Source organism: Niveispirillum sp. KHB5.9 (genome assembly GCF_048066115.1).
Classification (GTDB): Bacteria; Pseudomonadota; Alphaproteobacteria; order Azospirillales; family Azospirillaceae; genus Niveispirillum.
Genome location: NZ_JBLTYX010000004.1, coordinates 102,122 through 120,352, shown reverse-complemented (window position 1 = coordinate 120,352; position 18,231 = coordinate 102,122). Strand labels below are relative to the sequence as shown.

Sequence of the window (18,231 nt, the reverse complement as noted above, 5' to 3'; positions counted from 1 at the left end):
CGGGCGGCCAAGGGCCACCGGCGCGGGCTTTTCGGGGTTCCACCTTGATACAGGTCAGTTACAGGCGGGTTCGTCCGGGTTATGGCCACACGCATATGGGGTTGATCGGGGGCGGCTTAAACCGCACCCTGGCGCCCTTGTGCAATGCGAAAAGAAGGTGGGACATGGGTCTGTTCGATCTCTCCGGCAAGCGTGGTCTTGTCATCGGCATCGCCAATGGCGCTTCCATCGCCTATGGCTGTGCCAAGGCCTTCCGTGCCCAGGGTGCCGATCTGGCTGTGACTTACCTGAACGAAAAGGCGGTGCCGCATGTCCGTCCCCTGGCGGACGAACTGGGAGCGCCGCTGTTCCTGCCCTGCGACGTGCGGGAGCCGGGGGAACTGGAGGCCGTGTTCGCGAAGATCGCGGCGCATTGGGGTCGGCTGGATTTTTTGCTGCATTCCATCGCCTTTGCCCCGCGCGAGGACCTGCATGCCCGCGTCGTGGACAGCAGCCGGGAGGGGTTCCTGACCGCCATGGACGTATCCGTCCATTCCTTCATCCGCATGGCCAAGCTGGCCGAACCGCTGATGCCCGATGGCGGCTGCCTGATGAATGTCAGCTTCTACGGCTCGGAAAAGGTGGTGGAGCATTACAACCTGATGGGCCCGGTGAAGGCGGCGCTGGAGGCCACCACCCGCTATCTGGCGGCCGAGCTGGGGCCGAAAGGTATCCGCGTCCACAGCCTGTCGCCGGGACCCTTGAAGACCCGTGCGGCCAGTGGCATCGACCGGTTCGATGAATTGCTGGTCCGCGCCGCCGAACGGGCGCCCATCCGCAACCAAGTGACGATCGATGATGTCGGCGCCTATGCCGCCTTCCTGGCCAGCGACGGTGCCAAGGCCGTGACCGGCGGCATCGAATATATCGACGGGGGGTATTCCATCGTCGGTTAGGGCAAGGGGTGCCCAAAGGGCCGGATATATGGTATCAAGCCGCAGTTTCAGCCCATATATCAAAACGATACGGTAAGGCGTCACCCCATGGCCGGTCATAGCCAATTCAAGAACATCATGCATCGCAAGGGCGCGCAGGACGCCAAGCGGTCGAAGATTTTCAACAAGCTGGCGCGCGAAATCACCGTCGCCGCGAAGTCGGGCCTGCCCGACCCGGCCATGAACCCGCGCCTGCGCGCCGCCATCCAGGCTGGCCGCGCCCAGAACCTGCCCAAGGACCGCATCGACCGGGCCATCAAAATGGGGATCCCCGGCAGCGCCGACGATACCAACTATGACGAGGTGCGGTACGAGGGCTATGGCCCAGGCGGCGTCGCCCTGATCGTCGAGGCGCTGACCGACAACCGCAACCGCACGGCATCAGAAGTGCGCTCCGCCTTCACCAAGCATGGCGGCTCGCTGGGTGAAACCAACTCCGTTTCCTTCATGTTCAACCGCATCGGCCAGGTGACCTACCCGGCCAGTGCGGCATCCGCCGACGACATGCTGGAAGCCGCCATCGAGGCCGGGGCCGAGGATGTGCAGTCCGATGAGAGCGGCCACGCCATCATCACCGGCACCGACACGTTGGGCGAGGTGCGCGACGCGCTGGAAGCCCGGTTCGGTGCGCCGGAAAGTGCGAAGCTGACCTGGACGCCGCTGAACCTGCTGCCGGTCACGGCGGAGGATACGGCCCAGACGCTGCTGAAGCTGCTGGACGTGCTGGAAGACAATGACGATGTCCAGACGGTGCTGGGCAATTTCGACATTCCGGCCGATCTGTTGGAAAAGCTGGGTTAAGTATCAGGCCGAACTGGGGGGAGGGCTGAGGGATGGCGGGGCAAACACCCGTGCGTATCCTGGGGCTCGACCCCGGCTTGCGGCATTTGGGCTGGGGTGTGATCGACGTCGCCGGCAATCGGCTGAGCCATGTGGCCGACGGCACGATCAATACCGACAGTGCCGATGATCTGGCCATGCGTTTGCTGGAACTGCATGAGGGCATCGCCGCCGTCATCGCGCAATGGCAGCCCGACGAGGCGGCGGTGGAAGAGACGCTGTCCAACGTCAATCCTTCCTCCACCCTGAAGCTGGGCATGGCCCGCGGCATCGCCCTGTTCAGTGCCGCCAAGGCCGGGCTGCCGGTGGAACAGTACCTGCCCATGGCCGTGAAGAAATCCGTCGTCGGTACCGGCCATGCCGACAAGAAGCAGGTGCAGCACATGGTCAAGATGCTGCTGCCCGGTTTCCAGCGCTCCACCGCCGACGCCGCCGACGCCCTGGCCGTCGCCATTTGCCACGCCCACCACGCCCAGACGCGGCGCAAGGTGGGCGATGCGGTCCTGGGGATCCGGCGGTAGGTGCCAAGCCGAAATCGGCACCTGTGCTTCCGCCATATGTTGCTGATTTGTTCATATGGTGTAGAATTCTTCCCGCTGAGGAAGAAAGGGCCGTCCCATGGCGCTCAACATCAAATCCCCGGAGGCGGAGAAGGACGTCCGCCGCCTGGCCGAACTGACAGGCGAGAGCCTGACGGAGGCGATGCATACGGCCGTGCGGGAGCGGCTGGAAAGGCTGTCACAGGCCGAGGCGCGCGCCGAGGAGGCGCGCTGGGCGGAAATCAACGCCATCATCAAGGAAATCCAGTCTGCCCCCGTGCTGGACCCCCGCTCTCCTGATGAGATCATTGGCTATAACGAGCGGGGAACGTTCGATTGAACGCGCCGATCATTGTCGACAGTTCGGCGTTGATGGCCATTTTGCTGGCGGAGCCGGATGCTGATACCTATACCCACGCCATGAGCGTGGCACCGGCGCTCGCCATGTCGGCCGTCAACGTGTTCGAGGCGCAGACGGTGCTGATGCGACGGGTGGGGGAGCAATTGGTGGCGCGCTTCAACCGCATGCTCTCCCTCTATCCGGTTGCGGTGCATGGCTTTGACGGCACGCAATCGGATACTGCGTTCGAGGCCTATCGCCAGTTCGGCAAGGGGGGTGGCCATCCGGCCCAGTTGAACCTGTGCGACTGTGCCGCCTATGCGCTGGCCCGCACCTTGAACGCCCCGCTGCTGTTCAAGGGCAAGGATTTCATCCATACCGACATCGTCGCGGCCCTGCCTTTGCTGGTGCCGGAGGCGGGAGTGAGCCAATGATCGCGAAATTGTCCGGGCTGCTGGATAGCACGGGCCTGGATTGGGCCATCATCGATGTGGCCGGGGTCGGGTATCTGATCTCTGCCTCCACCCGCACCCTGCGCCGGCTGGGCAGCACCGGGAACGCCGTCTCCGTCCATACCGAGATGTGGGTGTCGGAGGACAAGATGGCGCTCTACGGCTTTGCCGACATTACTGAGCGTGACTGGTTCCGCCTGCTGACCACGGTGCAGGGGGTGGGGGCGCGCGTGGCGCTCAACATCCTGTCGGTGCTGGCGCCCGACCGGCTGACCAGCGCCATTGCCGCCCAGGACAAGACCACCCTGTGCGAGGCGGATGGCGTCGGGCCGAAGCTGGCCGCCCGAATTTTGAACGAATTGAAGGATAAGGTGGCCACGCTCGCCACCACGCCCGTGGCGGCAAGCCAAACCCAGGCGGCGGCACAACCCGCCGTCAGTTCTTCCGTCGGTGATGCGGTGTCGGCTCTGGTCAATCTGGGATACAAGCGGATCGAGGCCTTCACGGCCGTGAACAAGGCCGCCCAGACCCTGGGTGGCGAGGCTGATGTCTCCGCCCTGATCCGGGCCGGCCTGAAGGAACTGAGCCAGTGAGCCGGACGCCCAAGCCCAAGCCGGAGGCGCCGCGACCGGAGCGCATGGTGGAGCAGGACCGTATCGGCGGTGATGGCGCCGAGGGTTCCATCCGCCCGCTGTCGCTGGCCGAATTCACCGGACAGAAACAGGTGCGTGAAAACCTGGCCCTGTTCATCCAGGCCGCGCGGTCGCGCGGGGAGGCGCTGGACCATGTACTGCTGTTCGGGCCGCCGGGCCTGGGCAAGACGACGCTGGCCCAGATCGTGGCCAAGGAACTGAATGTCGGTTTCCGCGCCACCTCCGGCCCCGTGATCGCACGGGCGGGTGATCTGGCGGCCCTGCTGACCAATCTTCAGCCGCATGATGTGCTGTTCATCGATGAAATCCACCGCCTGTCGCCGGCCGTGGAAGAAATCCTTTATCCGGCCATGGAGGATTTCCAGCTGGACCTGATCATCGGCGAAGGCCCGGCGGCGCGCAGCGTGCGCATCGACCTGCCGCCCTTCACCCTGGTCGGTGCCACCACCCGTTCCGGCCTGATCACCCGTCCCCTGCGCGAACGCTTCGGCATCCCGCTGCGCATGCAGTTCTACGAGCCGGAAGAGCTGCAGTTGATCGTCAGCCGTGGCGCCCGCATCCTGGGCGTGGAGATGACGGATGAAGGGGCGCTGGAAGTGGCCCGCCGGTCGCGTGGCACGCCGCGTGTCGCCGGTCGCCTGCTGCGCCGGGTGCGCGACATTTGCGGGGTGCAGGGGGTTGCGGTGGTCGATGCCAAGGCTGCCGACCGGGCGCTGACGCGGCTGGAGGTCGACCGGCTGGGTTTCGACGCCATGGACCGCCGCTATCTCACCTGCATCGCTGATCATTATGGCGGCGGGCCGGTGGGGGTGGAGACGCTGGGGGCGGCGCTCGGGGAGCAGCGCGACGTGCTGGAAGAAACCATCGAACCCTACCTGATCCAACAAGGGTTGTTGCAGCGCACACCGCGCGGGCGCATGTTGACGGATACGGGCTATCGCTATCTGGGCCTGCCCGTGCCGGCCACGCCGTCACGTCAATTGGACTTGCTGGGCGGCATGCCGACGGTGGGGAAGGGGAATGCGCCGGTGGGCGACCTGTTCGACGGGGATGACGATGCCTGATGTCGCCATGCCCCCGGCCGGCTGGTGGGAAGGTGCCTCCCACGTCTTTCCGACCCGCGTCTATTACGAGGATACGGACGCCGGCGGCATCGTCTATCACGCCAATTACCTGCGGTTCGCGGAGCGGGCGCGCAACGAGATGCTGCGGCTGGCTGGTTTCCCGCATGCCGCCATGGTGGCCGAAACCGGCATGGCGCTCACCGTGCGCCGTTGCGACATCGATTTTCGGCAACCCGCCCGTCTTGACGACGCGCTTGTGATCGTCACGCGGATTGTCGATATCGGCGCCGCGACATTGGATATCGAACAGGATGTGTGCCGCGCATCGGGCCTGGCCTGGGGCGGGGTGGCGGCCTCGACGGGGCCGGTGCCGCTGGTCCGTATGGGCCTGCGCCTGGCATGCATAAACACGCAAGGGCGGCCCGTCCGCCTGCCGGCCGCGCTGCGGGCCGTACTGCGCAATGGTTTGTCACCCGCCGTCCGCGACGCGGCCGGCTCCGGTCATGGTTTATCTAGGCAAGGTCAGGACTGAACCCGATGTTTTCCACCCTTCTGCAAGCAGCGTCCGCGCTTGGCGGCACCACCGCCCCCGCCCATGAACTGACGGCGCTGGGCCTGTTCCTGCAGGCCGATTTCGTCGTGAAGCTGGTGATGCTGGGCCTGCTGGCCGCATCGGTCTGGACCTGGGCCATCATCTTCAACAAGGTGACCAAGCTGCGCCGCCTGAAGGCCGCCGCTGCCGATTTCGAGGAACAGTTCTGGTCGGGCGGCTCGCTGGACCAGCTCTACGACAGCGTCGGCCCCACCCCGGCCGACCCGTTCTCCGCTGTTTTCGCCGCCGGCATGCGCGAATGGCGCCACGCGAACGAGCGCGGCCTGTCGTCTTCCGGTGCCATGCGGGCCAACCTGTCGCAGCGCATGGAACGCGTGATGTCGGTGACGGTGGGCCGCGAGATGGCGGAAACCGAACGCTACATGACGGTGCTGGCGTCGGTCGGTTCGGCGGGTCCCTTCGTCGGCCTGTTCGGCACGGTCTGGGGCATCATGGGCGCTTTCACCAACATCGCGGCCCAGCAGAACACCTCGCTGGCCGTCGTGGCGCCCGGCATCGCCGAGGCCCTGTTCGCCACGGCCATCGGTCTGGTGGCCGCCATCCCGGCCGTGCTGGCCTATAATTACTTCTCGTCGGAGATCGGGCGTTTTGGCGACCGGCTCGACTCATTTGTGACAGAATTCTCCGCGATTCTGCAGCGTCATCTGGAAGAGCGGGGCTGATATGGGGGCGAGCCTTTCCGGCAAGCAGGGTGGTCGCGGGCGACGGCGTGGTCGCCGCGCCGCCATGTCGGATATCAACGTGACGCCCTTCGTGGACGTCATGCTGGTGCTATTGATCGTGTTCATGGTGGCGGCCCCGCTGCTGACCGCCGGCATCCCCGTCAATCTGCCCAAGGGGGCGGCGCAGGCGCTGAAGTCGGAGGAGGACCCGCTCTGGGTCACCGTGACCGCCGATGGCCGCATCTCCTTCAAGGACAAGAAGGTCTTCGACAACGAGATGTTCGATCTGGCCGAGTTGGGCCCGCGCCTGTCCGTGGTCGCCGAACAGACACCCGACCGCAAGGTGCTGGTGCGGGGCGACCGTCAGGCAACCTATGCCAGCATTGTCGATGTTCTGAGCGAGGCGCGCCGCGCCGGCCTGTCGGAGGCCAAGCTGATCATCGAATCCGACGGTCGCGGCACACAGTAAGGGCGGAAACCGACGTACCATGCGGACCACCCTGATCCTTTCCGGCATCCTCCACCTGGCGCTGCTGATTCTGGCGCTGATCGGCCTTCCGCACCTGATCAAGGAGCGGGAGGTCATTCAGCTTCAGGAAGTGCCGGTCGATGTGGTGGAGGTCGGGCCGATGACCATCGCCAAGCTGGCCGAGCCCAATCCCAAGCCGCTACCCCCGCCACCCAAGCCGACTCCGCCGAAGCCGGAACCCCCGCCGCCGCCCCAGCAGGCGAAGGAAACCCCGCCGCCCCCGCCGGAGGTGAAGGTGCCCGAGCCGCCCAAGCAGGTGGCCGAGAAGCCGCCCGAGCCGGAGCCGCCGAAACCCGAGCCCAAGCCGGAACCCAAGCCCGAGCCGCCGAAGAAGGAAGAGCCGAAGCCGGAACCTCCCAAGAAGGAGGAACCCAAGCCCAAGCCGCCAGAGCCGAAGAAGGAAGAGCCCAAGCCGAAGCCTCCCAAGGAGGAACCCAAGCCCAAGCCACCGGAAAAGACGCTCGACAGTGTGCTGAAGAATGTCGCCAAGCTAAAGACGGACGCGCCCCCCTCCAAGGAGCCGCCGAAGGAGAATTCGCAGCCGCCGCAGCCCCTGGCCGCGAAGACCGGTGAGCGGCTTTCCATCAGCGAGGAGGACGCGCTGCGCCGTCAAATCCGCAATTGCTGGAACGTACCGGTGGGTGCCAAGGGCGTGGAAAGCATGCAGGCGGAAATCCGAGTCTTGTTCGACAGTGCTCTGCGCGTCACAAATGTGGAGTACGTGTCGGGTACGGGTAATCCCAATACCGATCCCCATTTTCGGGCTTTCGTGGAATCTGCCTTACGGGCGCCGCTTTTGCCCGGCTGTAGTACGTTGAACATCCCCCGCGACAAGTACGGGGACAAGGGGTCCATCCTGATGAAATTCAGCCCGAAGGACATGTTCTGATGCAAGCCAACGCTCTTTTCTCCACGGGCGGCTGGCGGGTCGTCGGTCGCTTCGTCGCCCTGGTGGCGGTGGTGCTGACCGCCGGTTTCACCGCACCCGCGCGTGCCGAACTTGAGATCGACATCACGTCAGGCAATCCGACACCGATTCCCATCGCCGTCACCAATTTCGCCGGCGACAATCCGAATGCCCAGCAGATCGGCAACAACATCGCCGGTGTGATCTCCGCCAATCTGGAGCGTTCCGGCCTGTTCCGTCCGCTGGAACCGGCGAAGTTCGTGCAGACGCCCGAAAGCCTGAAAACCGGCGTGCGCTTCGCCGACTGGCGTCTGATCCAGGCCCAGGGGCTGGTGACCGGTACGGTGACCCAGTCGCCGGACGGCCGTACCCGCATCGAATTCCGCCTGTTCGACGTGACGGCGGGCCAGCAGGTGACGGGCCTCGCCTATACGGTGCAGGCCGATGGCTGGCGGCGAGTCGCCCACATCATCTCCGATGCCATCTATAAGCGTGTCACCGGTGAAGAGGGCTACTTCGATACCCGCATCGTCTATATCGCCGAGTCAGGCCCTGCGTTGCAGCGCGTCAAGCAACTCGCGATCATGGACCAGGATGGGCAGAACCACCGTTTCCTGACCGATGGCCGTGTCCTGGTGCTGACGCCGCGCTTCTCGCCCAGCACTCAGGAAATCACATATCTGAGCTACTTCAACAACAAGCCTCGGGTGTACCTGTTCAATATCGACACGGGCCGCCAGGAAGTGCTGGGCGATTTCCCCGGCATGACTTTCGCCCCGCGCTTCTCACCCGATGGTAATAAGGTGATCATGTCGCTGGCCACATCTGGCAACAGCGACATCTATGCGCTGGACCTGCGCACCCGCCGCCAGACGCAGTTGACGAACCATCCGGGCATCGACACATCGCCGTCCTATTCGCCCGATGGCAATAGAATCGTTTTCGAAAGCGACCGTGGCGGTACACAGCAGCTGTACACGATGAATGCCGATGGCAGCGACGTGAAGCGGATTACTTTCGGGCAGGGCCGCTACGGCACGCCCGTCTGGTCTCCGCGTGGCGATCTCATCGCCTTCACCCGTCTGGCCGGTGATAAGTTCTATATAGGCGTCATTCGGCCGGATGGGTCGGGCGAGCGCCTTTTGACCGAGGCGTTCCACGTCGAAGGGCCTACCTGGGCCCCAAATGGACGAGTGCTAATGTTCTTTAAGGAACGGCCTTCTGGACAGGGAGGCAAACAGCGCCAAGCCAAGCTATACTCAATCGACTTGACAGGGTTTAATGAACGGCAGGTCTTGACGCCCACCGATGCTTCGGACCCTGCATGGTCGCCCTTGATTCCGTGAGTGCGTCACACTAATTTCGCAACGCAAGAACAGTGCTCAAATCCGTTGGTCCTCAAAGATCGCGTCCATGCGGCGGCTGACTGTGGTTCGCACTGTTCCGTGGGGCAAACACGCACTTCTAACTTAAACTCGAGTTCCACCTAGGGGGTCTCTCAAATGCGCTTCAAGATGCTCAGCCTCGTCGCGGTCGCCCTGCTGGCCACCGCCTGCTCCAGCAAGCCGGAACAGGCCGCGACCGCCACCACCGGTGGCACCACCGCCGTTGCTCCGACCGCTCCGGCCAAGCCCTCGGGCCCGGTCCCGGGTTCCGCCGAAGACTTCATCGTCAACGTTGGCGATCGCGTCTTCTTCGGCTTCGACAAGTTCGACCTGACCCCGGAAGCGACCGCTACCCTGGATCGTCAGGCCGCTTGGCTGAAGACCTACAAGTCCGTGACCATCACCATCGAAGGTCATGCTGACGAGCGCGGCACCCGCGAGTACAATCTGGCCCTGGGTGATCGCCGCTCCACGTCGGTCAAGAACTACCTGACCGCCCTGGGCGTCGAAGCCGCCCGCGTTCAGACCATCTCCTACGGCAAGGAGCGTCCGCAGGTCGTTGGTTCCAACGAAGCTGCCTGGACGCAGAACCGCCGTGGCGTGACCGTGATCAACTGATCACCGTCATCCGACCGGTTCGGGCGACAGCCTGAAGGAGACGCCGTCCGGGAAACCGGGCGGCGTTTTCTTTTTCGGCGTGATTCTGCCGCTGCCACATTCCCGATGCGCACCCAGGCCGGCGACCGCCGGCCCGCGACCGCGTGGTCGCGTGAGCCAAGCCCGCGGATGCGGGCGCCCGGCGCCTGAGGGCAGGTAAAATGCCGGCGACCGCCGGCCCGCGACCGCGTGGTCGCGTGAGCCCGAGCCCGCGGATGCGGGCGCCCGGCGTCTGAGGGCAGGTAAAATGCCGGCGACCGCCGGCCCGCGACCGCGTGGTCGCGTGAGCCCGAGCCCGCGGATGCGGGCGCCCGGCGTCTGAGGGCGCAAAGCATATAAACCGCCATAATCATGCCTTACCGCCTGTGGACACTTTCCCGGTCCCTGCCGACGCGGTAGGGTCGCGCCATCGTAATCTCCGCCAGCCATTGGTCTCCGATGATCCGACCCCTGCGTTCCGCCGTCAGTCTCCGTTCCCGCCGCCTGACCGTTGCCGCTGTCGCATTGGCGGCCGTCATCGCCACCTTGCCGGCTTCCGGCCAGTCCGACACGCGCGAGATGGCGAACCGGCTGCAACGGCTGGAGAACGAGTTGCAGACGCTGAGCCGCGAGGTTTATCGCGGTGGTGGCCGTCCGGCGGGGGCTGCACCGGCACCGGCCATGGGCGGGAATGTCGCGGCCGATTTCGAGGTGCGCCTGCAGCGCCTGGAATCGGAGATGCAGACCCTGACCGGCCGCTATGAGGAATCCACCTTCCAGGTGGCGCAGCTGCGCGAACAGCTGACCAAGATGCAGCAGGACCTGGAGTTCCGCCTGAGCCGGCTGGAACAGGGCCAGGGTGGTGGCCTGTCCGCGACCCCGGCGCCCGCCGGCGATGCGCCCGCTTCCCATGGCAATGGCGGCACGGCGCCGGCCGCAGCGCCCGCGGCCACCAATACCGTTCCGTCGGCGCCGGCCGACCTGCCCAGCGGATCGGCGCAGGAACAGTATGACAGCGCCTTCAACCTGTTGCGCCAGGCGCAGTACGACAAGGCGGAAACGGCCTTCACCCATTTCATCAGCGCCAACAGCGCCAGCCCGCTGGCCAGCAATGCCCAATACTGGCTGGGCGAGACCTTCTATGTGCGCGGCAAGTACAAGGAGGCGGCGGTGGCCTTCGCCGAGGGGTATCAGAAATATCCCAAGAGCCCGAAGGCGCCCGATGCCCTGCTGAAACTGTCTTTGTCGCTCTCGGCGATGAAGTCGAACGAGGACGCGTGCGCCGCTCTGACGGAGTTGAACCGCGCCTATAAGGCGACGGCGCCGCAAACCATCCTGCGTCGCGCCGACGCGGAAAAGAACCGCCTGAAATGCAAGTGAGCGGGCCCATCGGGCCGGTCGGATTCGACCGGCTGATGCAGGCCCTGGGACCGTTCGAGTCGGCCCCGCACGTCGCCGTCGGCGTTTCCGGCGGGGCGGACAGCATGGCATTGGCCCTGCTGCTGCAACGCTGGCTGACCGGTCGCGGCGGCCATCTGCTGGCCTTGACCGTCGATCACGGCCTGCGCCCCGACAGCGGGGCGGAGGCGGCGCGTGTTGCCGGCTGGCTGGCGGCACAGGGGATCGACCACCGTATCTTGCACTGGCAGGGACCGAAGCCGGCCACCGGCATCCAGGCGGGTGCGCGTCATGCCCGCCTGCGCCTGCTGGCCGATGCGGCAGCCGACGTCGGTATCCTGCATCTGGCCCTGGCCCATCATGCGGATGACCAGGCCGAAACCCACCGGCTGCGCGCCGACCGGTCCAGCGGGCGCCAGGGTCTGGCCGGCATGCCCGCCATCCGGGAGATGGATCGGTTGCGCCTGATCCGTCCATTGCTGCCCGTGGGCAAGGATCGGCTGATCGCCACCTGCCGGGCCATGGGCCAGGAATGGGTGGAGGACCCGTCCAACCGCAACCCCGCTTTCGCCCGCGTCCAGTTGCGCCTGTCGGAGTCGGTGGGGAAGGGGGACGCCACGGCTGCGCGGGCGGCGGCGCAGGATCGTGCCCGCGAGGATGACGAAGCCGCCCGGCTGCTGGCCGCCCATGCACGGTTCCAGCCTGCCGGCTCGGCGATTCTGGACCATGGCCTGTTCGAGCATCCGCTTGAGCTGGCCCAGCGATTGATCGCAACCCTGCTGCGCGCCGTGGGCGGGGCGACCTATCCGCCATCGCCGGCCGCCGTCGCCGATCTGGTGGCCGTGCTGGTGGAACAGCGGGGGCAGGGGCGCACCCTGGCCGGCTGCCGCTTCATGCCGATCACCGACGGCTGGCGGCTGGTGCGGGAGGCGCGCAATCTGGAAGGACCGGTCCGGTTCGTCGGCGGTGGGCCACCGGTCACGTGGGACGGGCGTTTCCGCCTGTGGGTCGAACGGATTGGCGATTATACCGTTCGCGCGCTGGACGAGGAGTTATGGCGCCGTGCCCTGGCCGACCGGCCGGTTTTGGGGCGGTCCGACCTGCCGGCGGCCCTGCGCTGGACCCTGCCGGCGGTGCTATCCGAAGATCGGCTGATCGCCATACCCCATCTGGATTATCGGGTCGGCGGCATGGCCGATCCGGGCCTCCATATGGTGCCATTGGTATCGGTTCCGGCAGTTCCCGCACGGTTCGCTGTTGTCACCGCCACAGATGACATTATCTAATGGAAGGAGTTCCCCCGGCGCGCCCGGGGGCGCGGTCGATGAAAGGTCAGGGCTGTGAATAATTTCGGTAAGAATCTGGCGCTGTGGCTGGTGATCGGGGTGCTGTTGATCGCCCTGTTCAACCTGTTCCAGACGTCGTCCACCCGCTCGTCCCAATCCGGCATGGCCTATAGCGACCTGCTGTCGGAGGTGTCGCGTGGGTCGGTGTCTGCCGTGACCATCAAGGGCGACCAGATTTCCGGTACCACCAACGACGGCCGTCCCTTCACCGTGACGGTGCCGCCGGGCGCCAACGTTGCCGACCGTCTGGTCGACAAGAATGTCCGCGTGTCGGTGGTGGCCGAGGATAACAGCCCGACGCTGTTCTCCATCCTGCTGTCCTGGTTCCCGATGCTGCTGCTGATCGGCGTGTGGATCTTCTTCATGCGCCAGATGCAGTCCGGCGGCGGCAAGGCCATGGGCTTCGGCAAGTCCCGCGCCCGCCTGCTGACCGAGAAGGTGGGCCGCGTCACCTTCGACGACGTGGCCGGCATTGATGAGGCCAAGCAGGAGCTGGAGGAGGTCGTCGATTTCCTGAAGGACCCGCAGAAGTTCCAGCGCCTGGGCGGCAAGATCCCCAAGGGCGTGCTGCTGGTCGGTCCCCCGGGTACCGGTAAGACCCTGACCGCCCGCGCCGTGGCCGGCGAGGCCAATGTGCCCTTCTTCACCATCTCCGGTTCCGACTTCGTGGAGATGTTCGTGGGCGTGGGTGCGAGCCGCGTGCGCGACATGTTCGAGCAGGGCAAGAAGAACGCGCCCTGCATCATCTTCATCGACGAGATCGACGCCGTCGGCCGCCATCGTGGCGCCGGCCTGGGCGGCGGCAATGACGAGCGTGAGCAGACCCTGAACCAGCTGCTGGTCGAGATGGACGGGTTCGAGGCGAATGAGGGCGTTATCCTGATCGCCGCCACCAACCGCCCCGACGTGCTGGACCCGGCCCTGCTGCGTCCTGGCCGCTTCGACCGTCAGGTCGTGGTGCCGAACCCCGACGTGCTGGGCCGCGAGAAGATCGTGAAGGTCCATATGCGCAAGGTGCCGCTGGCGCCTGACGTGGACCCCAAGATCATCGCCCGCGGTACCCCCGGCTTCTCCGGTGCCGATCTGGCCAACCTGGTGAACGAGGCGGCTCTGCTGGCGGCCCGTGCCGGGAAGCGCGTCGTCGGCATGGCCGATTTCGAGGCGGCCAAGGACAAGGTCATGATGGGTGCGGAACGTCGCTCCATGGTGATGACCGAGCGGGAGAAGAAACTGACCGCCTATCACGAGGCCGGCCACGCGCTGGTGTCGCTGCTGGTGCCGGAATATGACCCGCTGCACAAGGTCACCATCATTCCGCGTGGCCGCGCCCTGGGCGTGACGATGAACCTGCCGGAGCGCGACCGCACCAACTACACCAAACGCGAGATGGAATCGCGTCTGGCCGTGCTGTTTGGTGGCCGCGTCGCGGAAGAGATCATCTTCGGTGCGGAGAATGTGACCACCGGTGCCTCCAGCGACATCCAGCAGGCCACCCGCTGGGCCCGTGCCATGGTGGCCGAGTACGGCATGTCCGACAAGCTGGGCCGCGTGCGCTACAACGCCAATGAGCAGGAGGTTTTCCTGGGTCATTCCGTGGCGCAGCAGCAGAATATCTCCGAAGCGACGGCGCAGTTGATCGACGAGGAAATTCGCCGCTTGATCGAACAGGGCGAGAGCTTGGCCCAGAAACTGCTGACCGAACATCTGGACGATCTGCACAAGGTGTCGGAAGCGCTGCTGGAATTCGAGACGCTGTCGGGTGAGGAAGTGAAGGCCCTGATGCGGGGCGAGCAGGTGGTCCGCACCGATCCGCCGGCCCCGCGCCCCCAGGCGCCGGAGCCGCCCAAATCCACCGGCCGCCGGTCCTCGGTCCCCACTTCCGGCAATGACGGCATCGAGCCGGAACCGCAGCCGGGCGTGTGAGGCAGGTTTGTTTGAGCAGGCAGACCCCCGGTGCGCAAGTGCCGGGGGTTTGTTTTTGCACAAGTTGCCGTAGGTCAGGTCGAGGCGGAGCCGAGCCCTGACATTTCCATGCCGTACCGTCGCTTGTCAGGGCTCGCCTATGGCTCGACCTGACCTACGGTCTTCTCCGGAACAGGTCATGCCCCGTCCCCTTGCCATCCTCTCCGGGCTTGCTGCCCGCGTTGCTGTCAAAGCTGGTCATGCCCGCCCGTTGGCTGGTGGTCCATTGGCCTTCACCTTGGCTGAAACGTCCATCGGCATCATGCCGGCAACCGTACTCCCCCCCAGCCATCCCCTGGCCACCCCCCGCGCCCCATGGGCCGGATTCGACCTTACCCGGCCTGTGATCATGGGCATCGTCAATGTCACGCCCGACAGCTTCTCCGACGGTGGCGACCATGCGCAGGCCGATGCCGCCATCGCCCATGGTCGTCGGTTGCTGGCGGAGGGGGCGGACATCCTGGATATTGGCGGCGAGTCGACCCGGCCGGGTGCGGCACCGGTGCCGGTGGAGGCGGAGATCGCCCGCGTGGTGCCCGTCATCCGGGCACTGGCGGCCGAGGGTGCCGTGATCTCCATCGACACAAGCCACGCCGCCGTGATGCAAGCCGCCGCCGAGGCGGGGGCCATGATCATCAACGATGTCACCGCCCTGACCGGCGATCCGGACAGCCTGTCGGTGGCGGCCGCCACCGGCCTGCCCCTCGTGCTGATGCACATCAAGGGCGAGCCACAGACCATGCAGGACGCGCCGCATTACGATGATGTCGGACGGGAGGTGCACGACTTTCTGTCCGCCCGCATCGACGCGGCAATGGCGGCGGGCATCGCGCGGGAGAAGATTGCCATCGATCCCGGCATCGGCTTCGGCAAGGGCCTGAGCCACAATGTCGACCTGCTGGCCCGCGTCGGCCTGCTGCATAATATGGGTTGCCCGATCCTGATCGGCGTCAGCCGCAAGCGCTTCATCGCCGGCCTGTCGAAGGGGGAGGCGCCCAAGGACCGAGTGGCGGGGTCCATCGCCACGGCCCTGCACACGCTGGCCCAGGGTGCCCATATCCTGCGCGTGCATGACGTGGCCGCGACGGTGCAGGCGGTCGCCGTGTGGCAGGCGCTGCAATCGGCGTGATATAGGGTATGTAACAATCAAGGCCCCGGCTTCGGGCCATCTCCAGGACGAGAAGACATGTCGCGTAAATTGTTCGGCACGGATGGCATCCGCGGCACCGCCAATACCGAGCCGATGACGGCGGAAACCGCGCTGAAGGCCGCCATGGCCGCGGCCCTGCATTTCCGGCGCGGCGACCATCGCCATACGGTGGTCATCGCCAAGGATACCCGCCTGTCGGGCTATATGCTGGAACCGGCGCTGACGGCCGGTTTCATCTCCATGGGCATGGATGTGATCCTGGTCGGCCCGCTGCCCACGCCGGCGGTGGCCATGCTGACCCGGTCCATGCGCGCCGATCTGGGCGTCATGCTGTCGGCCAGCCACAACCCGTTCCAGGATAACGGCATCAAGCTGTTCGGCCCCGACGGCTACAAGCTGTCGGATGAGATCGAGGCGGAGATCGAGGCGCGCATGGCGCTGCCCTTCACGCCCGATCTGGCCGCTCCTCGCGATCTGGGGCGGGCGCAGCGGATGGAGGACGCGTCCGGCCGTTATATAGAGGTGGTGAAGAGCAGCTTCCCGCGCGGTTTGCGCCTGGACGGCATGAAGATCGTCATCGATGTCGCCCATGGTGCGGCTTACAAGGTCGCCCCGCGTGTGCTGTATGAACTGGGGGCGGAGGTGGTGACCTTGTTCAACCAGCCCAACGGCTTCAACATCAATGACAAGTGTGGGGCCACGTCGGTGGGCGCCATGCGCGCCGCCGTGGTGGAGCACAAGGCCGACCTGGGTATCGCGCTGGACGGTGATGCCGACCGCCTGATCCTGGCCGACGAGACGGGCAGCCAGATCGACGGCGACCAGATCATGGCCCTGATCGGCCAGAGTTGGGCGGAGACCGGCCGCCTGCGCGGCGGCGGAGTGGTGGCCACCGTCATGTCCAACATGGGCATGGAACTGCACCTTAAGAAGCTGGGCCTGACCCTGGCCCGCACCGCCGTCGGCGACCGTTATGTCGTGGAACATATGCGCGAGCATGGGTTCAATGTGGGTGGCGAACAGTCGGGCCATGTCGTCCTGTCCGACTTCGCCACCACCGGTGACGGCCTGCTGGCGGCGTTGCAGGTGCTGGCCTGCATCCGCCAGTCCGGCCGTCCGGCGTCCGAGGTGTTGCGCGTGTTCCAGCCGCTGCCGCAGCTCTTGAAGAATGTCCGCTACGATGCCACCACCGGCATCCGCCCGCTGGACGCCGACAGCGTGCAGGCCGCCATCCGGGCGGGGGAGGAGAAGCTGGCCGGGGTCGGCCGCGTCCTGATCCGCAAGTCGGGCACCGAACCGCTGATCCGCGTCATGGCGGAGGGTGAGGATGATGCGCTGGTGACCCGCGTCGTGGATGATATCTGCGATGCGGTGCGCAGCGTGACCCAGGCCGTGGCGGCGGAGTGAGCGATGGTCGCTTCAGCGGCTATCGCAGGCCGGCGACTGCCGGCCCGGCGCACGTGCGCCGCAAGCCAAGCCGCCGGATGGCGGCGCCCGGCGCCTGAGGGAACTTGAAAGGGAAATCCCATGAAGGGACGCGTCCTCATCATCGCCGGGTCGGATTCGGGTGGCGGGGCTGGCATCCAGGCCGATATCAAGGCGGTCACCGCGCTGAACGGCTATGCCATGACCGCCATCACCGCGCTGACGGCGCAGGACACCAACGGTGTCCATGGCGTGCTGCCCGTGCCGATCGATTTCGTGGCGCAGCAGATGCGGCTGGTCCTTGGTGATATCGGCGCCGATGCGGTGAAGATCGGCATGCTGGCCACCGCCGAGATCATTGATGCGGTGGCCGACACGCTGATCCAAGCGGCCCCCGGCGTGGCCGTGGTCGCCGATCCCGTGATGGTGGCCAAGGGGGGGCACCGGCTGCTGGATGAAAGCGCCACGGGGGCGCTGATCCGCCGCCTGCTGCCGCTGGCCGCCATCGTCACGCCCAACGTGCCGGAGGCCGAGGCGATGACCGGCATTGCCATCAAGACCGTGGATGATATGCGCCGTGCCGCCGCCGCGATGATGGAATATGGCGCCAGGGCGGTGCTGATGAAGGGCGGGCATATGGAGGGGCCGGTGCTGACCGACCTGCTGGTCACGCCGGTCAGCGAACATGCCTTCACCGGCCAGCGGGTGGAGACGCGCCATACCCATGGCACCGGCTGCACCCTGTCATCCGCCATCGCTACCGGGCTGGCCCAGGGGCTGGATGTGGTGTCGGCTGTCGCCCGCGCCCGGCGCTATGTCGATATCGCCATCCGCACCGCCCCCGGTTTCGGCCAGGGTCACGGTCCGTTGAACCATGCCCATACCGTGGGGGATTTCGCATGACCGGTTTCAGCCCTGAGCTTCTGGCCGGGTATCAGCAGACCAGCTACGTTGCCCTGAACGGCAAGCAGACGGCCACGGCCCGCATCATGGCCGATGGCGGGGAGATCGACGCGTTGCTGGAAAAGCGCGGGGCGGCGGAAGTGGTGTTCGTCACCGCCTGGAACCCGAAGAGCAAGCGGGTGGGGGAAGCGGTGAATGTCGCCGCCCATGCCCGTCTGACCGACATCCTGGAGGATGAGGACCTGGATTACATCCCGGCCGAACTGCGTCCGGCCACCAGGGACTGGCCGGTAGAAAAGGGCGTGGCCATCTTCGACCTGGCGCCCTTCGACGCGCTGCAACTGGCGGAGATGCTGGGCCAGTATGCCATCGTCTGGCAGGGGCAGGGCCAGCCGGCGCAGTTGCTGTTCACCCGTCTGGCCCTGGGCTGACGCGAGCGCCCGTGCCTTATAC

The 18,231-nt window shown here is 66.0% G+C and carries 20 protein-coding genes; all 20 read left to right on the top strand.

Going from position 1 to position 18,231, the window contains the following annotated elements; translation table 11 throughout:
- Positions 1-164 precede the first annotated feature (164 nt).
- Positions 165-935, top strand: coding sequence for an enoyl-ACP reductase FabI (gene fabI, locus ACM9HJ_RS09380; protein ID WP_416571455.1), 771 nt, complete (start codon positions 165-167; stop codon positions 933-935).
- Positions 936-1,022: 87 nt separating this feature from the next.
- Positions 1,023-1,775 (top strand): YebC/PmpR family DNA-binding transcriptional regulator, encoded by a 753-nt coding sequence (locus ACM9HJ_RS09375; RefSeq protein ID WP_416571454.1) that lies wholly within the window; start codon positions 1,023-1,025, stop codon positions 1,773-1,775.
- 32 nt (positions 1,776-1,807) lie between these two features.
- Positions 1,808-2,335 carry a crossover junction endodeoxyribonuclease RuvC gene (gene ruvC / locus ACM9HJ_RS09370; protein WP_416571453.1) on the top strand — a complete coding sequence of 176 codons (528 nt, stop codon included), beginning with the start codon at positions 1,808-1,810 and terminating at the stop codon, positions 2,333-2,335.
- 97 nt (positions 2,336-2,432) lie between these two features.
- On the top strand, positions 2,433-2,693 hold the full coding sequence (locus ACM9HJ_RS09365) for a type II toxin-antitoxin system VapB family antitoxin (protein ID WP_416571452.1): 261 nt from the start codon (positions 2,433-2,435) through the stop codon (positions 2,691-2,693).
- Positions 2,690-3,127, top strand: coding sequence for a type II toxin-antitoxin system VapC family toxin (locus tag ACM9HJ_RS09360; RefSeq protein ID WP_416571451.1), 438 nt, complete (start codon positions 2,690-2,692; stop codon positions 3,125-3,127). Before ACM9HJ_RS09365 ends, ACM9HJ_RS09360 begins: the two co-directional genes overlap by 4 nt.
- Positions 3,124-3,738, top strand: a complete 615-nt coding sequence (ruvA, locus tag ACM9HJ_RS09355; RefSeq protein WP_416571450.1) for a Holliday junction branch migration protein RuvA — start codon at positions 3,124-3,126, stop codon at positions 3,736-3,738. The genes ACM9HJ_RS09360 and ruvA overlap by 4 nt, the downstream gene beginning before the upstream one ends.
- Before the next feature lie 44 nt (positions 3,739-3,782).
- Positions 3,783-4,862, top strand: a complete 1,080-nt coding sequence (ruvB, locus tag ACM9HJ_RS09350) for a Holliday junction branch migration DNA helicase RuvB (RefSeq protein WP_416571709.1) — start codon at positions 3,783-3,785, stop codon at positions 4,860-4,862.
- On the top strand, positions 4,855-5,394 hold the full coding sequence (locus ACM9HJ_RS09345) for a YbgC/FadM family acyl-CoA thioesterase (RefSeq protein ID WP_416571449.1): 540 nt from the start codon (positions 4,855-4,857) through the stop codon (positions 5,392-5,394). The genes ruvB and ACM9HJ_RS09345 overlap by 8 nt, the downstream gene beginning before the upstream one ends.
- A 5-nt stretch (positions 5,395-5,399) precedes the next feature.
- On the top strand, positions 5,400-6,137 hold the full coding sequence (gene tolQ, locus ACM9HJ_RS09340) for a protein TolQ (protein WP_416571448.1): 738 nt from the start codon (positions 5,400-5,402) through the stop codon (positions 6,135-6,137).
- A gap of 1 nt (position 6,138) precedes the next feature.
- A complete protein-coding gene (locus ACM9HJ_RS09335; protein WP_416571447.1) occupies positions 6,139-6,606 on the top strand; it encodes an ExbD/TolR family protein in 468 nt (155 codons plus the stop codon).
- 19 nt (positions 6,607-6,625) lie between these two features.
- Complete coding sequence (locus ACM9HJ_RS09330) at positions 6,626-7,555, top strand: energy transducer TonB (protein WP_416571446.1); 930 nt, start codon at positions 6,626-6,628, stop codon at positions 7,553-7,555.
- On the top strand, positions 7,555-8,919 hold the full coding sequence (gene tolB / locus ACM9HJ_RS09325; RefSeq protein ID WP_416571445.1) for a Tol-Pal system beta propeller repeat protein TolB: 1,365 nt from the start codon (positions 7,555-7,557) through the stop codon (positions 8,917-8,919). Before ACM9HJ_RS09330 ends, tolB begins: the two co-directional genes overlap by 1 nt.
- A 156-nt stretch (positions 8,920-9,075) precedes the next feature.
- Positions 9,076-9,576 carry a peptidoglycan-associated lipoprotein Pal gene (gene pal, locus ACM9HJ_RS09320; RefSeq protein WP_416571444.1) on the top strand — a complete coding sequence of 167 codons (501 nt, stop codon included), beginning with the start codon at positions 9,076-9,078 and terminating at the stop codon, positions 9,574-9,576.
- 477 nt (positions 9,577-10,053) lie between these two features.
- Positions 10,054-10,974 carry a tol-pal system protein YbgF gene (gene ybgF, locus ACM9HJ_RS09315; protein WP_416571443.1) on the top strand — a complete coding sequence of 307 codons (921 nt, stop codon included), beginning with the start codon at positions 10,054-10,056 and terminating at the stop codon, positions 10,972-10,974.
- A complete protein-coding gene (tilS, locus tag ACM9HJ_RS09310; protein ID WP_416571442.1) occupies positions 10,971-12,278 on the top strand; it encodes a tRNA lysidine(34) synthetase TilS in 1,308 nt (435 codons plus the stop codon). The genes ybgF and tilS overlap by 4 nt, the downstream gene beginning before the upstream one ends.
- Before the next feature lie 54 nt (positions 12,279-12,332).
- The gene (gene ftsH, locus ACM9HJ_RS09305; protein ID WP_416571441.1) at positions 12,333-14,261 is read left to right on the top strand and encodes an ATP-dependent zinc metalloprotease FtsH; all 1,929 of its coding nucleotides are present in this window, start codon (positions 12,333-12,335) and stop codon (positions 14,259-14,261) included.
- A gap of 178 nt (positions 14,262-14,439) precedes the next feature.
- Positions 14,440-15,429 carry a dihydropteroate synthase gene (folP, locus tag ACM9HJ_RS09300; protein WP_416571440.1) on the top strand — a complete coding sequence of 330 codons (990 nt, stop codon included), beginning with the start codon at positions 14,440-14,442 and terminating at the stop codon, positions 15,427-15,429.
- A 57-nt stretch (positions 15,430-15,486) separates the two neighbouring features.
- Positions 15,487-16,857, top strand: coding sequence for a phosphoglucosamine mutase (gene glmM, locus ACM9HJ_RS09295; RefSeq protein ID WP_416571439.1), 1,371 nt, complete (start codon positions 15,487-15,489; stop codon positions 16,855-16,857).
- A 120-nt stretch (positions 16,858-16,977) separates the two neighbouring features.
- Positions 16,978-17,778, top strand: a complete 801-nt coding sequence (gene thiD, locus ACM9HJ_RS09290; RefSeq protein ID WP_416571438.1) for a bifunctional hydroxymethylpyrimidine kinase/phosphomethylpyrimidine kinase — start codon at positions 16,978-16,980, stop codon at positions 17,776-17,778.
- Positions 17,775-18,209, top strand: coding sequence for a DUF3293 domain-containing protein (locus ACM9HJ_RS09285; protein ID WP_416571437.1), 435 nt, complete (start codon positions 17,775-17,777; stop codon positions 18,207-18,209). Before thiD ends, ACM9HJ_RS09285 begins: the two co-directional genes overlap by 4 nt.
- Positions 18,210-18,231 lie beyond the last annotated feature (22 nt).